We start from the raw sequence: 15392 nt of genomic DNA on the forward strand, positions 1-15392 counted from the left end.
TTTGGTGGGGAGTGGTGGTTCGATGAGGGCTAAACGGCATTCGGATTCGGTGTCCCCGATCCTGGAGCAGATCCTGTACGGCGGCTCCAGCGTGTCGATGAACCTGATCGCGATCACGCGCAACATCCCGCCGGAAAACCGTCTGTTCAAGGCGCAGGGCCTGAACAAGGCCATCCTGTTCAAGTACCCGAACTTCGACGAACGGGCCGACGAATACGCCAACCCCATCGTCGAGGACGAGGATGGCGAGGGCGGCAGCCGCCCGGTCGAAACGGGCATCTACGTCCCGCACAGCGCCGACCATCCGGAAGGCGGCGGCGTCGCCATCTACCTGCGGGCGCGCAACAGCGACGTTCTGCTGGCCGAGCAGTTCGGGCTGACCGCCGAGGCGGGCGAGGCGATGGCCGCCGACATGCGGACGCTGTCGCTGATCGACAGCATCCCGTCGCTGGACGCCTTCCTGCTGAAGACCTGCTTCGAGGCGGAAAAGGTCAACGCCGATCCGCGCCATTGGCTGATCAGCGACGAGGAGGATGCACAGCTCCGCCGCCTGATCCGCCAGCGCATCGAGCCCATCGTCCGCAAAGCCATCGACGGCGGCGGCACCAGTTCCCAGGGCATCGAGCGGTTCCTGGAGGCCATCTGGAACCCGAACATGGAAGAAGCCGGCCTGTTCGTGTCGGCCTTCGGCATCGAACGCAGCGAGGCCGATGCCATCTTCAGCGCCTGGAAGGGCACGACCTTCTACGAATACCAGCTGCGCCGCATCGCGCCGCGCGCGCGCACCATCCTGAACTGGCTGAAGTCGCGGGACTGCATCCCCGTCGATATCCGCATGCACAAGCCCTACGAAACCCAGCTTCTCATGCACATCGAAAAGGTGGGCAAGCTGCTGGAAACCACGCTGATGGACATCCGGCAAATCCTGGCGGAATACGAGGCGAGCTTCACTGCCTTCATGAACGGCCAGCCTGAACCCTTCCGCGACTATCTGCGCAAGATCCGCATGCGTTACTGGCTGCTGGGCTACTGCGTGTCGGCGCTAACCAGCGTGGCGCATCTGGACGCCCGCTGCATGAAGAACAACCCGTCGCGCAAGCTGTATTTCGAAATGGTCCAGAAGCTACTGCGCCAGTTCGAGGTCGCGCTGGACCGCCGCCGCGAACAGAAGGGCGCGTTCTGACCTTTCCCACTCGGCGCGCTTGACGCGCCGCCGGAAAGGCCGCAAGAAACCGGCTCTGTCTTTTGGCGAGGAAACCATGGCCGGCAACAGCTTCGGAACGCTCTTCCGCTTCACCACCTGGGGCGAGAGCCATGGGCCGGCCATCGGCGTGGTGGTGGACGGCTGCCCGTCGCTGCTGCCGCTGACCGAGGCCGACATCCAGCCCTGGCTGGACAAGCGCCGTCCCGGCCAGTCGAAATACACGACGCAGCGGCAGGAACCGGATCAGGTCAAGATCCTCTCCGGCGTGTTCGAGGGCAAGACCACCGGCACGCCGATCTCGCTGATGATCGAGAACACCGACCAGCGGTCCAAGGACTATGGCGACATCGCCGCCAAGTTCCGGCCGGGTCACGCTGACTACACCTATTGGAAGAAGTACGGCATCCGCGACTATCGCGGCGGCGGCCGGTCCTCCGCGCGCGAGACGGCCTGCCGCGTGGCGGCCGGCGCGGTGGCTCGCAGGATCCTGGGCGACAGCATCACCGTGCGCGGCGCGCTGGTGCAGATGGGACCGCACAAGATTGACCGCAGCCGCTGGGACTGGGCAGAGGTGGACAACAATCCCTTCTTCTGCCCGGACACGGAGACGGCGGCGCAATGGGCCGACTATCTCGACGGCATCCGCAAGAGCGGCTCCTCCATCGGTGCGGTGGTCGAGCTGGTGGCGTCCGGCGTCCCGGTAGGCCTGGGCGATCCGCTTTACGACAAGCTGGACAGCGATTTGGCCTGCGCGATGATGACCATCAACGCGGTCAAGGGCGTGGAGATAGGCAACGGCTTCGAGGCCGCATCGCTGACCGGCGAGGCCAACGCCGACGAGATGCGCGCCGGTCCAAATGGTGAGCCGCTGTTCCTGTCCAATCACGCGGGCGGCATCCTGGGCGGCATCTCCACCGGGCAGGACGTCGTCGTGCGCTTCGCGGTGAAGCCGACCAGTTCCATCCTCACCCCGCGCAAGACCGTGGACATCGAAGGGCACGACGCCGACATCCTGACCAAGGGCCGTCACGACCCCTGCGTCGGTATCCGCGCGGTGCCGGTGGGCGAGGCGATGATGGCCTGCGTCCTGGCCGACCATCTGTTGCGCCATCGGGCCTACACGCGCGGCTGAACATCCTGTAGCTTGCCGACCCGCAGGGGAAACTGATGCGGGGGCGGATTGCGATGTCGCGGGGGTGGCGCGTTGGGCTGTTTCTGGTCGGTGCGGTGATTTTGGCGGGTCCTGTCCAGGCGCAGGCCGGGACAAGGCCGTTCCAGGAATATGCGGAGACGCACAAGGACTGGAAACTCTACTGCCAAATCTGGACCGCGAATCCGCGCGTGGAATGCGAGCTGGCGTCGCGCAACGGCAGTGACAAAAGCTCCCGCGTCGTCTGGCTGCGGTCCAGCGAGCGCTGGCTGGACGGGCTGCGCTTCCGCTTGGACGAGGCTGGAACGGATTCGGCCAAACCCATCCGCGTCTGGGTGGACGGCGCCCTGTTCCGTCCGGAATTCCCCTGCAAGCCCTTCAGCTTCGAACCGAACACCTGCGCGGTGTCCGATCCCGACACGAATCGGAAGTTGGTGGAAAAGATGATGGCCGGCAAACGGGAGGTGTCCGCCGTCGGCTCGTCCCCAACCGGGGCCAAGTCGGAAGTCCGCTTCTCGCTGAACGGCTTCAAGGCGGCGGTGGAACGCATGGAACAGCTGCGCGCCGAGGCCGGCGCGCCCTGGATGTAAGAAGGTTGGGCCGCGCCGGCGCGCGGCCCAACACAGCTTACTCCGTGCCCGCGCTGTTCGGCAGCGAACGGCGGGTCTGCGAACGGCCGAGACCCGGCTCGTCCGGCGACATGGTCTGGTTATTAATCTGCCCCTGGGTCGAGCGCGGGTAGGGCGAGGTGCTGGCGCCGGAGCCGGCCCGGTTTGGGTTGGTCAGGGAATCGCGCGTCGGCGAGGTGCCAAGTCCCGGCTCGTCCGGCGACATGTTCTTATAGTCGCGCCCGCCCTCCTGCAGGGTCGTCCCGCCGCTGGTCCCCGAGACGGGCGGGCTGGTCAGGGTGTGGGTGCCGCTGGAGCTGGTGCCGCTCCATCCGCTGGCTCCGGTGTCGTTTCCCGTGCCGGTGCAGCCCGCGAGCAACAGCATCGCCGCGGACGCCGCGAAAATCATGTGACGCATCGTTTCGCTCCGCTCCCCAATCTTGAGTCTTGAGGTTCGCGACCATGGTCATGGCCGTCTGGAATGTCCTGCTTAACGCAGTCCTTCCCGGAGAGTTCCAATAGGATTGTTCAGCTCTGGTTACGCGGTTTCCGCTTCGCTTTCGCTCTTGGCGTATTTTTTCTTCGCAAGCTCCAGTGACGCCAGCAATTGCTTGCCGGTCACACCGCCGTCACCGCTGATGCGGGCGTTCATCACCGCCTTGATCGCGTCCACATGCGCCTTGAACAGCAACTGCTCGTTGGCGGTCACGGTGGTGAAGCTGCCGCGCGTCGCCTCGTACAGCGACTTGGCGATGTGGGTGATGAGCGGATAGCCGAAGATGCCGCCCTGCCCGCGCATCTCATGCGCGGCGCGGCTGACCTGGGCGATCAGCGCCGGGACGGCCGAGGGCTCCGACCGCAGGCGGTCCACGCGGCGGGCCATCTCTTCGACCTCCGCCGCGATCCAGGTGGCGTAATCGCCGGCGCGGCTCTGGATTTCCTCGTCGGCGGCGGCCAGCAGCTCGGGCGGCAGATTCGGCACGGGGTCCTTCGGCGCGATGCCCATCTTGGCGCCCAGCCGGTTGGGCAGCTCGAAATAGACGACGGGGAAGCGGTCGATGCCCGTCGCCTTGGACTTGCTGTGCACGACCAGGATTTCGCTGGGCGCGGTCATGCGGCAGTCCATCGCCACCGGCCGCTCGGTCCGCCGCCGGTCCGGCCCGAAATAGCCCTTCGCCAGCACGAAGCGGCGGGGCCGCGCGATGGCGAACAGCAGGCGGGCGGCGATGGTCCCGGCCGAGAAGGGCTTGGCGATGAAGTCGGTGGCGCCGAGGTCACGCGCCTGCTCCACATACTGCCGGTCAGCGGCGCCGGACAGCATCAGCACGGGCAGGAAGCGGTCGGGCGACTTCGGGCTGTAGCGCACCCAGCGCAGCAGCATCAGCCCGTCCACCTCCGGCATCACGAGATCGGAGATGATCAGGTCCACCGGCGCCGTGCCGGGCGGCAGCGACGCGCGCCGCTCCTCCAGAAAGCGTATGGCGTCCCCGCCGTTGGATACGCCGTGCACCGTGCCGACCCCGATGGTCCGCAGGGTGGCAGTGAGCACGGTGCGGATGAACGCGCTGTCCTCGACCACCAGAACGGACAACAGGTCGAGCTTCGGCCCGCTCTTCGCCCCGTTCCTGTTGCCGCCCGCATCGCTCATAAGGGAACCATGATATTGAATCGTCTCAAATTATTCGCATGCCCACAAGGGAGTTGGCGAGCGCGATCTTGCACCACGGCGCAACGTGGGGCTTTGCGCGCGGTCAAGGCGCCGCTACCTTTGCTCACAAATCACAACGGACCAAATCAACAGGGAGATCGCCACCAATGCCGCAGCCCGATCACGTCATGGCCCTGCCCGTGCCCGAGAATCCGGACCTCGACGCGGACATGCAGGCGCTGTTCGACAAGTGCGTGGAGAAGCTGGGCTTCGTGCCCAACGTGCTGCGCGCCTACAGCCTGCGCCCGAAGAAGCTGCGCAATTTCGCCATGCTCTACAACGAGCTGATGCTGGGCGAGAGCGGCCTGTCCAAGCTGGAGCGCGAGATGATCGCGGTCGTCGTGTCGTCGGCGAACCACTGCTACTACTGCCTCGTCGCGCATGGGCAGGCGGTGCGCAAGCTGTCCGGCGATCCGGAGCTGGGCGAGATGCTGGTGGCGAACTACCGCGCGGCGAAGCTGGAACCGCGCCAGCGCGCCATGCTTGATTTCGCTTGGAAGCTGACCAAGGAGCCCTGGACGGTGGGCGAGGACGACCGGCAGGCTCTGCGCGACGTGGGCTTCGGCGAGGAGGAGATCTTCGACATCGCCGACACGGCGGGATTCTACAACATGTCGAACCGCGTCGCTTCGGCCGTGGACATGATGCCCAACCGGGAATACCACAAGCTTGACCGCTAACTAGGCCGGAGTTGCCCGGATGCTGAGGTTCATCGTCCGCCTGTTCGCCTTCATCGGCTTTCTCGTCATCGCCGCCGTCGTGGCGGGGGTGGTGCTGGTGACGCGGCACGAGCCGGCCCTGCCCGACGCCATCGTCCTGGAACTCGACCTGAAGCAGCCGCTGGCCGAGGCCAACACCGACAAGCTGGCCCGCTTCTTCGGGCGCGAGACGACGATGCGCGACGTGCTGGACACGCTGGAGCGCGGCCGGCGCGATCCGCGCGTGAAGGGTGTGCTGGCGCATCTGGGCGGCGACAGCATTGGCTTCGCCCAGGCGCAGGAACTGCGCACGGCGATGGACCGCTTCCGGGCCTCCGGCCGCTTCGCCATCGCCTTCGCCGAATCCTACGGCGAGGGCGGGGCGGGCAACCGCTCCTATCTGCTGGCCAGCGCCTTCGACGAGGTGTGGATGCAGCCGCTGGGGATGCTGAGCTTCACCGGCTTGGCCGCGCAGATCCCCTTCGCCCGCGCGGCGCTCGACAAGCTGGACATCCAGCCGCAGATCCTCCAGCGCGAGGAGTACAAGAGCCTCGCCGACACCTTCACCCGGACCGACTTCACCCCCGCCCACCGCGAGATGATGGAATCGCTGCTGGGCGACCTGACGAACCAGCTGGTGGACGGCGTGGCGAAGTCCCGCCGCCTGCCCCCCGCCGCCGTGCGCACGGCCATGGATAAGGCGCCGCTGCTCGACAAGGAGGCGCTGGACGCCAAGCTGATCGACCGGCTGGGCTACGCCGACGAGGCCGAGGACGCGGCCCGCCAGCGCGCCGGGGGCCGGGTCGAACTGGTCGAGGCGCAGGACTATCTGGACGTGGCCGGCCCGGCTCACCGCAGCGGCCCGACCGTCGCGCTGATCCACGCGGTCGGCACCATCACCAGCGGCAAGAGCGAGAAGCCCGGCCTGGGCGAGGTCACCGCCGGGTCAGAAACCATCGCCAAGGCTATCGAGGACGCGGCCGAGGATCCCGACGTGAAGGCCATCCTGTTCCGCATCGACAGCGGCGGCGGCGGCGTTTCGGCGTCGGAGACCATCCGCCGCGCGCTGACCAAGGCGCGCGAGTCGGGCAAACCGGTGGTCGCCAGCATGGGTGACACGGCGGCGTCCGGCGGCTATTGGATCGCGCTAGCCGCCGACAAGATCGTGGCGTCGCCGGCCACGCTCACCGGCTCCATCGGCGTGGTCGCCGGCAAGATGTCGGCCGCCGCCCTGTCGGAGCGGCTGGGCGTCCATTGGGGCACCATCGAGACCGGGCCGAACGCCGGCATGTGGTCGCCGCTGCGCCCCTTCTCCCCCAGCGCGGAGGAGCGGCTGAACGCGATCATCGACAGCAGCTACAACACCTTCCTGACCCGCGTCGCCGAGGCCCGGCGCCTGACGCCCGAACAGGCCCGCGCCGCCGCCAAGGGTCGCGTCTGGTCCGGCGCGCAGGCCCGCGAGCTTGGCCTGGTCGACGAGTTGGGCGGGCAGGAAACCGCGCTGGTCCTGGCAAAGCAGGCCGCCGGGCTGGACGCCGAGGCACCGGTGACGCTGACCCCCTTCCCCCGGCCGAAATCGACGACCGAGGAGATCCTGGACCTCGTATCCGGCAAGGGCGATCTGGTGGAGGCGGCACACGCATTGGCCGCGTTGCGCCCGCTTCTGGCGGAGGTCGGCCCCATCGTCCAGGCGGTCCGGTCGGGCGAGTTGCAGGCCCGCATGCCGCCGGTCGGGCTGGGGCGCTGAGCGGTGCCGGGTCCTCGTCCTTTCGCCGCAGCGCTGCTGGCCGCCCTTATGACGGTGGGCTCAGCCCTGGCCGAGGAGGAGGCAAGCCCGACTCTGATGGCGATCGAACGGTCGGCCCGCTGCCTCGCCACGCTGGACGCCGACCCGACCTTCGCCACGCTGCGCGAGCGCATCCCCACAGGTCCGCTCATGGGAGCGTCGCACATCGGCAATCCCGGCCGTCCGGACGGCGCGGAGCGCGCGGTGCTGCGCCGCTACCGGGACAGCGCGATGCTCTGCGCGCCGGTGTTCGACGGAAAGGCGACCGGCAAGGCGGCGACCCTCATTCGGCTGATCCGTGACGGCTGGATGGAACAGACCCGCGCGCTGAATCAACTGGCCGAGGGCGCCATCGGCTGGAGCGACTACAACCGGATCACGCTGCTGCTCGACCGCCGGGTTTATCTGGCCGTCGACGACCTGATGCAGCAGCCGCAGGATTTCTGATTCAGGCGATTTTTGACCCGGGCGATTCTGACGATGTCCTACAGCTTCCTCTACACGGCGGCGACCCTGCTTGGGCTGTCCAGCCAGCCGCTGCCCACCCCGCCGGTCCTGGCGCCGCCCTCCCCGACTCCGCCCGCTGTTGCCACGGCCAGACCCGCCGAGCGCGGCGGCGTGATGCCGGTCGTCGCCCCCTTGCCCGCGCAGACGCCCAGCGGCGGATTCACCGCGCACGTCGCCTCCTACAAGACTGAAGCCGCCGCGCACACGGGTTGGGCGCAGATACGCGGCCAGGCGCCGGACCTCGGGTCGCTGGACCCGCATTTCCTCCCCGTCGAGGTTCCCGATAAAGGCACCTGGGTCCGCCTGACCGCCGGGCGTTTCGCCACCCGCGCCGATGCCGTCGGATTCTGCGCCTCGCTGAAGGCGGTGGTGCCGTATTGCCGCCCCCTGGAGGTCAAGGAGTGAAAGCACTTCCTCGCTCTGCCCCGCCATGGGAGAGGGCGTTCGGTTCAGCTTAGGTGGATGCCCCAGGCGTCCAGGCCACCGGCGGTCTGCTGCTGCTTGAAGGCGTCGCAGCCGACGCCGGCCAGTTCCACCATCAAAGTGTCCTGGCCGTTGGTGAAGCCGAAGCCCGTGCCGGTGCCGTTCTCGATGGCCCAGGAACGGGTGTAGGACCAGACCTGCGACGTGTTGTAGAGCGAAAAGGTGTCCTTCCCGATCTCGAAATCCTGAATGCGGCCGACTCGGGTTTCCCACACGCCGTCGGCGTTGTTCGCCCAGTGCCCGACGAAGGTGTCGTTGCCGGCTCCGCCGACCAGCAGGTCCCGGCCTTCGTCGATCCGCAGAGTGTCGTTGCCGTCGCCACCGTACAGCGCATCGTTGCCGAGCCCGCCGAACAGCGTGTCGTTGCCGTAGGCGCCGAGCAGCGTGTCTTTGCCGTAGGCGCCGAGCAGCGTGTCGTTGCCCCGGTCACCGTAAATCGAGTTGCTGTAGCTGTTGCCCGTGATGCTGTTGTCCAGATCGTTGCCGGCGCTTGAGGTGGTGCTGTAGCGCTCGTTGAAGGGCATGTCCTGGAGGATCATTGCCTCAACGTTGGCCGGCATGGTGTAGGAACCCTTGACGCGGATAAGGTCATAGCCCTCGCCCGCATAGATACTGTGAAACGGCATCAGACGTGGGCCAAAGCCGCACGCCTGATGCCGGATATCGAGAAGGGCGCCTTTTTCGTCTGGTCAGTGCCGCGTGGAAAGGCTGGCCGAGTAAAGGAAGACCAGAGAATTGCCGCTCAATTTGTTTTCGCTCTCAAGGTAGCTCTGAAATCCGGGAGAGCAAATCAATCGGGCGATCTCGTCCTTGGTAAAAACCGGCAAAAACGGATTGTTCGACAGCTCCTCGAATGCTGCCCTCGCCACCAGCCGCAGATTGGGCGGAAGCGCCGCAATATAGCGGTCGAGAGCACACTCTTCCTCACGCTCCATTTGGCGCACTCCTTCTCCACAATGTCTGAAGCTTAGTGGCTACAGAATAAAGATTGCGCAAACGGTCAAACGCGTAAAGAGACATCAACTGACGAAGTAGCAAATCCCGCACTCTGTTGTTCCTGCGTCACATTATACTTTGTAGGTAAGCGGGTCGATGCACGCCTATGCCTCCAACCGCCCGTCAACGTCTCTGTTCGCGCCCTCCCGTCAGGTGCGCAGCGGCAAAGGGCTTGCCACGCCACCGTGACGGCTAACGCCAACCTCCCGCGCAATATTCCGATGATGGCAAATTTTGGCGGCAGGCGCCCGCGCCTGACCGCCCCGGCTCGGCCAAGTGTCGCATCACCAAAGTTTCTTGCTTCCCGATGCTCCCGCCCCAATATCACCCGAAGCGCCCGCCCCTTATGCAAATCGGATAGCAACATGGCCATTAGTAATAGCTAAGCTTATCAGGCTTCCGTTTTAAGAATACTTGCATAATCAAGGCCCTCTCATTTCCAGATTGCTTCAATAAAACAGCGTTTCAACCACATTGACCATTATGACTTAATCGTATATATGCAAACGACCCTTTTCGGCGCGGGCAAGCCCCGAACGGCGGTGGGGAACCACTCGCCCAAGCGGAATGTTTGATTCCCTCTTGGAAGAGCAATGACCCGCCTAATGAATATTCGACACCACACTTATAGAACGTGCCGTGCAGCCTGAAGATTCCGATACCACAGCACCGACTCACAGTCCGGCGGGTGACCATCCGGACCACGACTCGCCCCCCTCGTCCCACCACAGCGGCGAGGAAGCCGGCTGCTGTATCGTCGGCATAGGGGCGTCGGCCGGCGGGCTGGAGGCACTTCAGCGCTTCTTCGACAACGTGCCGGGCAACAGCAACCTCGCCTACGTGGTCGTTCAGCATCTCTCGCCGGTGCACAAGAGCTTGATGGTCGATCTGCTGTCCAAGCACACCGAGATGGCGGTGGTGCAGGCGGCGGACGGCATGCTGGTGGAGCGCAACACCGTCTATCTGCTGCCCCCCGCCAAGCATATGGCGATCGAGGATGGGCGCCTGCGCCTGACCGCCAAGGATGCCGGCAGCGGGATGAGCCTGCCCATCGACATCTTCTTCACGGCGCTCGCCCAGGACCAGGGATCCTACGCCATGGGCGTGGTGCTGTCGGGCACGGGGTCGGACGGCACGCGCGGCATCCTGGCCATCAAGTCGGCCGGCGGCTTCACCGCCGTGCAGGAGCCGGAAACCGCGCAATTCGACGGCATGCCGCGCAGCGCCATCGCCACCGGGCAGGTGGACGCCACCCTGCCACCGGACGCCCTGCCCGCCCGCCTGATCGAACACGCGCGCAAGGCGCTGAGCCGCGCCCGCCCCGCTCCAAGCCAGCGCAACCGCGACAAGGAAAGCGACCCGCTGGCGCAGATCGTCGCCTCCATCCGGTCGGTCACGGGCGTGGATTTCTCCCACTACAAGCTCGCCACGCTGCTGCGCCGGATCGAACGGCGGATGAACGGGGCCGGGCTGGAGTCCATGGAGGACTACGCGGCCCTGCTGCGCCGGAACAACGCCGAGGCGGTCAGCCTCTACAAGGAGATGCTGATCGGCGTCACCCGCTTCTTCCGGGACGAGGCGGCTTTCAAGGCGCTGGCGGACAAGGTCGTCCCGGCCCTGCTGGGGAACCGGAACCCGCGCGACGCAATCCGCGTCTGGGTGTGCGGCTGCGCGACCGGCGAGGAGGCCTACTCCATCGCCATCCTGTTCGCCGAAGCGCAGGAGCGGCTGGGCCGCACCCTGGACGTCAAGATCTTCGCCACCGACATCGACCAGGACAGCATCGAAACCGCCAGCCTGGGCGAGTATCCGCGCTCCATCGCCGAGGACGTGTCGCAGGAACGGCTGGCCCGCTTCTTCACCGCGCGCGGCGACCGGTATGTGGTGTCCCGCGACATCCGCCGCATGGTGGTGTTCGCCGTCCACAACATCATGCGCGACCCGCCCTTCACGAAGATCGATCTGGTCAGCTGCCGCAACCTGCTGATCTACATGGACACGCCGCTGCAGCGGAAGGTGCTGAGCCTGTTCCAGTACGCGCTGCGCCAGGGCGGTTTCCTGTTCCTCGGCACCAGCGAGACGCTGGGTGAGCTGTCGGCGGAGTTCCATGTCCTCGACGGCCGGAACAAGGTGTTCCAATCCCTGCGCGCCGGCTCCTACCGGCTTTCGCGGCTGCTGGTTCCGACGGTGGCCGCCCCGCTGGTCCGCCACGGCGACGACAGCACCGGCCACGCGCAGGAGGAAGGTGCGGCCATCGACGAGGCCATCGGCGCGTTGATGAAGGCCTATGTGCCGCCGTGCCTGCTGGTCAACGACCAGATGAACATCCTGCATGTGTTCGGGGACGCCTCGACCATCCTGAAGGTGCCGGCGGGCGAAGCGACGCTGAGCGCCCTGAAGCTGCTGCCGTCCTCCGTCGCCATGGTGGCGGGCACGGCGCTGACGCGCGCCTTCCGCTCCGGCGATGAATTCACGCTGTCCAACATCCCGGTGAAGGACCGCGACGGCATTTCGGCAGTCAGCCTGCGCGTGAAGCCCTTCACCGTGCGCAAGACCGGGCGCCGCTTCGCGCTGGTCCTGGTGGATCCGGCGGCGACCAGCTTCCTGCCGGTGCCGGACAGCGACTTCGACCTGAACGCCGACGCCGCCGAGCGCATCCGCGGGCTGGAACAGGAGTTGATGTCGCGCGGCGAGAACCTCCAGGCCACCATCGAGGAGCTGGAGACCGCCAACGAGGAACTCCAGGCGACCAACGAGGAATTGCTGGCCTCCAACGAGGAGCTGCAAAGCACCAACGAGGAGCTTCAGTCGGTCAACGAGGAACTCTACTCCGTCAACGCCGAGTATCAGGCGAAGGTGGAGGAACTGACCGAGATCACCAACGACCTCGACAACCTGCTGCGCTCGACCGAGATCGGCACGGTCTTCCTCGACGGCGACATGGTGATCCGGCGCTTCACCCCGGCGGCGGCGGGCTTCATCAACATCATTCCGCGGGACGTCGGGCGGTCGATCACGCATCTCTCGACCAACATCGACTACCCGGACTTCATCGGCGACATCCGCGGGGTCTTCGCCACGCACCGGCCCATCGAACGGCATGTCCGCGTGGGCGGGGAACGGTGGGTGCTGACCCGCATCCTGCCCTACCTGACCGACAAGAACATGGTCGCGGGCGTGGTCGTCACCTTCGTGGACGTCACCGCCGCCAAGGAGGCGGAGCACCGCCTGCAAACCGTGCTGAACAGCCTGCCGGAACACATCGCGGTCATCGACCGCGATGGCGCCATCACCATGGTCAACGCCGCGTGGCGCAACTTCGGAGAAGGCAACGGAGCGCCCGCGCTGGACCGTTGCGGTCCGGGCACCAATTACATGGAGGTGTGCCGGATCGACGATGAAATCGAGGGCGCCGAGATCGGCCGCGCGGTGCATGAGGGGCTGCGCAAGATCCTGGCCGGGGAAATCGGCCATTTCACCATCGAGTACCCGTGCCATTCGAACACGGAGCAGCGCTGGTTCCTGATGCACGCGTGCCGCTTGAACGACGTGACCGGAGGCGTGGTGGTCAGCCACATCAACATCACCAACCGCAAGCTGATGGAACTGCGACTGAACACCAGCGCCATCACCACCACGGGCATTGCCACGGGCGCTACCGAGGGGGCTGCGTGAGCGAGTCCCTCAACGAGCGCCTGCGCCGCCGGGCCGAACAGGCCCTCACCAATGGCTTCGAGGGCGCCGAGCCTTCGGCCCAGACTCTGAAGGAGGTCGTGCACGAGCTGTACGTCCATCAGGCCGAGCTGGAAATCCAGAACGAGGAGCTTCGCAACGCCCAGCAGGCGCTGGAGGCGTCGCGCATCCAGTATGTCCAGCTGTTCCAGTCGCTGCCGCTGGCCTGCTTCACGGTCAACGCGGCGGGCATCGTCGGGGAGGCCAACGCCGCCGCCGAGCGGCAGTTCGGCCTGCCGAGCCGCCGGCTGAAGGGTCGCCCGCTGACGCTGCTGGTGGAATCGGTCGATCACGGCCGCCTGTTCACCGCGCTGGCGCGGCTGCGCGGGAGCGGCCAGTGGACGCGCCAGGAGTACGTCTACGTCGGTGCCCAAGGCCCCATCGACGGCCTGACCGATGCGCGGGCGGTGTTCCTGGACGACGCCGACAAGGGCGACGTTCTCATCACCGTGACCGACGTGACCGAGCGCAACGCCTGGGTCAGCGAGCTTCAGGTCGCCCGCGACGAGGCCGAACGCGCCCGCGCCGCCTACCACCACATCCTGCAATCGGTCGCCGACGGCATCTTCGGGCTGGACGAGGACGGCACCGTCACCTTCGTGAACGCGGCGGCCCTTTCCATGACCGGCTTCACCTCCGCCGATCTGGTGGGGCGCGGCTTCGCCGACCTTCTCGACGGCGCTTCGGAGGGCCGGCGCGCGGTGACGGAGGCGCTGGGCGACGGGCAGGTCCGCACCATCGCCGGGGAACGGCTGCGCCGCAACGAAGGGGGCGGTGGCGGCGGGGATTTCCTGGCGGAATTGACCATCTCTCCCATCGTCGAGCAGCGACGGATCACCGGCGCCGTCGTCGCCGTTCGCGACGTGACCGCGCGCCGCTCTGCCGAAGAGGCGCTGACCGTCAGCGAGCGGCGGCACCGTACACTGGTGCAGTCCCTGCACGAAGGGCTGGTCATGCGCTCAATCGATGGGACGGTGCAGGTCGCCAACAGCATGGCCGAGCGGCTGATGGCCGGCCCGGCCGCCGTGCTGCTCGACCCGCGCGCCAAGCCGTTCAACACGCGCACGCTGGGCGACCGCGCGACCACGGCCGGGCGGCGCTTCATCGGCGCCGACGGCGCCCGCCTGGCAGGGCTGCCGCCCGCCGCCCAGGCCGCCGAAAGCGGCAAACCGGTCATCGAGCAGATCGTCGGCATCGCCCAGGGCGACGGCGCCGACGCGCCGACGCGCTGGCTGCGCGTGTCCAGCCACCCGGTGCCGCGGGCCGACGGCTCGGTCGAAGCGGTGGTGACCAGCGTCACCGACATTTCCGCCATCAAGTCGATGGAGCGCGAGTTGAACGTCGCGCTGGACGCCAAGGAACGCTTCATGGCGGCGGCCAGCCACGACCTGCGCCAGCCCGTGCAGGCGCTGATGCTGCTGTCCGGCTTGCTGGCCAAGGAAGCCATCCCGGACGAGGCGCGGCGCATCGCCAACCAGCTGCGGGATTCAGTCGGCTCGCTTGGCGGGCTGCTCGACTGCCTGCTGGACATTTCCAAGCTGGAAGCGGGGCTCATCTCCCCCGACCTCGGCACGGTGGACCTGGGCGCGATCATGGAGCGCCTGCATGGAGAATTCTCCACGCTCGCCGCAAACTCCGGCCTGCAGCTGCACACGGTTCCGGCCCGCCTGACCTTGCGGAGCGATGGCGCATTGCTGGAGCGGGTTCTGCGCAACCTGCTCGCCAACGCGGTCCGCTACACCAAGCAGGGGCGCGTCCTTTTCGGCGTGCGGCGGCGCTCCGGCACCCTGCGCATCGAGGTGTGGGACACCGGCATCGGCATCGCCGACAGCCAGCTCGACCGCATCTTCCAGGACTTCTACCAAGTCGGCAACGCCGCCCGCGACCGGCGCGAGGGGCTGGGCATGGGCCTCAGCATCGCCAAGCGGCTCGTCCAGATGCTGGGCGGGACCATCGACGTGACGTCGCGCCTCGGTCGCGGCTCCTGCTTCGCCATTACTCTGCCGAACGCGTTGACCGACGGGGCCACCGGCCGGGCCGACGCCGCGGCCGGGGGTGACGGCGGCGAACTTATGGACGGCAACGATGCACTGATTTTGCTGGTGGAGGACGACGCGGTCATCCGCATGGCCCTCGCCCTGATGCTGGAAGGCTGGGGCTACCGCGTGGTCGAGGCCGGCTCGGTGTCCGAGGCGTTCGAACTGCTCGACGGGGAGCTGGTCCCCGACCTCGTCCTGACCGACTATCGCCTGCCTGACGGCGGAACCGGCCTGATGGTGATGGATACGGTGCGCCGCCGCCTGGGCCGCGACCTGCCGGGCGTTCTGCTGACCGGCGACACCTCCTCCGACCGCCTGCGCGAGGCGGCCGGCGCCCAGTGCGCCCTGCTGCACAAGCCGATCCAGCCGCACGACCTCTTCGGCATCGTGCGCCAGACGTTGCGAAAGGGCGAAGTCGGCACCGCGTAAGTCCGGCGGAAGAGCCCCCACCCTAACCGTTCCCCGTGCGCGGCATGGGGGA

13 protein-coding genes are annotated in these 15392 nt (G+C 66.9%); 9 read left to right on the forward strand and 4 right to left on the reverse strand.

Translation table 11 applies throughout. The annotated features are described in order from the left end of the window. Nucleotides 1–22: 22 nt before the first annotated feature. From J2852_RS15960 to J2852_RS15970, 3 genes are all read left to right on the forward strand, one after another. Nucleotides 23–1183: a hypothetical protein gene (locus tag J2852_RS15960; RefSeq protein ID WP_209877214.1), complete on the forward strand. Its 1161-nt coding sequence runs from the start codon at nt 23–25 to the stop codon at nt 1181–1183. A gap of 76 nt (nt 1184–1259) precedes the next feature. Then, nucleotides 1260–2336 carry a chorismate synthase gene (aroC, locus tag J2852_RS15965; protein ID WP_209877216.1) on the forward strand — a complete coding sequence of 359 codons (1077 nt, stop codon included), beginning with the start codon at nt 1260–1262 and terminating at the stop codon, nt 2334–2336. A gap of 35 nt (nt 2337–2371) precedes the next feature. Further along, complete coding sequence (locus J2852_RS15970) at nt 2372–2944, forward strand: invasion associated locus B family protein (RefSeq protein ID WP_209877218.1); 573 nt, start codon at nt 2372–2374, stop codon at nt 2942–2944. A gap of 37 nt (nt 2945–2981) precedes the next feature. On the opposite strand, the gene J2852_RS15975 is transcribed toward J2852_RS15970, so the two are convergent. Next, a complete protein-coding gene (locus tag J2852_RS15975) occupies nt 2982–3380 on the reverse strand; it encodes a hypothetical protein (RefSeq protein ID WP_209877220.1) in 399 nt (132 codons plus the stop codon). A 120-nt stretch (nt 3381–3500) separates the two neighbouring features. Next, complete coding sequence (locus J2852_RS15980; RefSeq protein WP_209877222.1) at nt 3501–4610, reverse strand: response regulator; 1110 nt, start codon at nt 4608–4610, stop codon at nt 3501–3503. A gap of 167 nt (nt 4611–4777) precedes the next feature. Between J2852_RS15980 and J2852_RS15985 the strand changes: the two genes are divergently transcribed. Genes J2852_RS15985 through J2852_RS16000 form a run of 4 tightly spaced genes read left to right on the forward strand, consistent with a single transcriptional unit; the run spans nt 4778 to nt 8066 of the window. Further along, nucleotides 4778–5350, forward strand: coding sequence for a peroxidase-related enzyme (locus J2852_RS15985; protein ID WP_209877224.1), 573 nt, complete (start codon nt 4778–4780; stop codon nt 5348–5350). A gap of 19 nt (nt 5351–5369) precedes the next feature. After that, complete coding sequence (sppA, locus tag J2852_RS15990; RefSeq protein WP_209877225.1) at nt 5370–7115, forward strand: signal peptide peptidase SppA; 1746 nt, start codon at nt 5370–5372, stop codon at nt 7113–7115. Nucleotides 7116–7118: 3 nt separating this feature from the next. Beyond that, nucleotides 7119–7601, forward strand: a complete 483-nt coding sequence (locus J2852_RS15995) for a hypothetical protein (RefSeq protein WP_209877227.1) — start codon at nt 7119–7121, stop codon at nt 7599–7601. Nucleotides 7602–7634: 33 nt separating this feature from the next. Next, nucleotides 7635–8066, forward strand: a complete 432-nt coding sequence (locus J2852_RS16000) for an SPOR domain-containing protein (RefSeq protein WP_209877230.1) — start codon at nt 7635–7637, stop codon at nt 8064–8066. A gap of 44 nt (nt 8067–8110) precedes the next feature. Here the strand turns inward: J2852_RS16000 and J2852_RS16005 are convergent, their stop codons facing one another. Next, the gene (locus J2852_RS16005; RefSeq protein WP_209877232.1) at nt 8111–8770 is read right to left on the reverse strand and encodes a calcium-binding protein; all 660 of its coding nucleotides are present in this window, start codon (nt 8768–8770) and stop codon (nt 8111–8113) included. Between the two features lie 63 nt (nt 8771–8833). Further along, a complete protein-coding gene (locus tag J2852_RS16010) occupies nt 8834–9079 on the reverse strand; it encodes a hypothetical protein (RefSeq protein WP_209877234.1) in 246 nt (81 codons plus the stop codon). Between the two features lie 700 nt (nt 9080–9779). Here J2852_RS16010 and J2852_RS32240 point away from each other — a divergent pair. Continuing rightward, entirely contained in the window at nt 9780–12815 is a 3036-nt protein-coding gene (locus J2852_RS32240; protein ID WP_209877236.1) for a chemotaxis protein CheB, read from the forward strand. Then, a complete protein-coding gene (locus J2852_RS16020; RefSeq protein ID WP_209877238.1) occupies nt 12812–15340 on the forward strand; it encodes a hybrid sensor histidine kinase/response regulator in 2529 nt (842 codons plus the stop codon). Before J2852_RS32240 ends, J2852_RS16020 begins: the two co-directional genes overlap by 4 nt. Nucleotides 15341–15392: the final 52 nt, after the last annotated feature.

Origin of the sequence: Azospirillum soli (assembly GCF_017876165.1) — a bacterium.
GTDB lineage: Bacteria > Pseudomonadota > Alphaproteobacteria > Azospirillales > Azospirillaceae > Azospirillum > Azospirillum soli.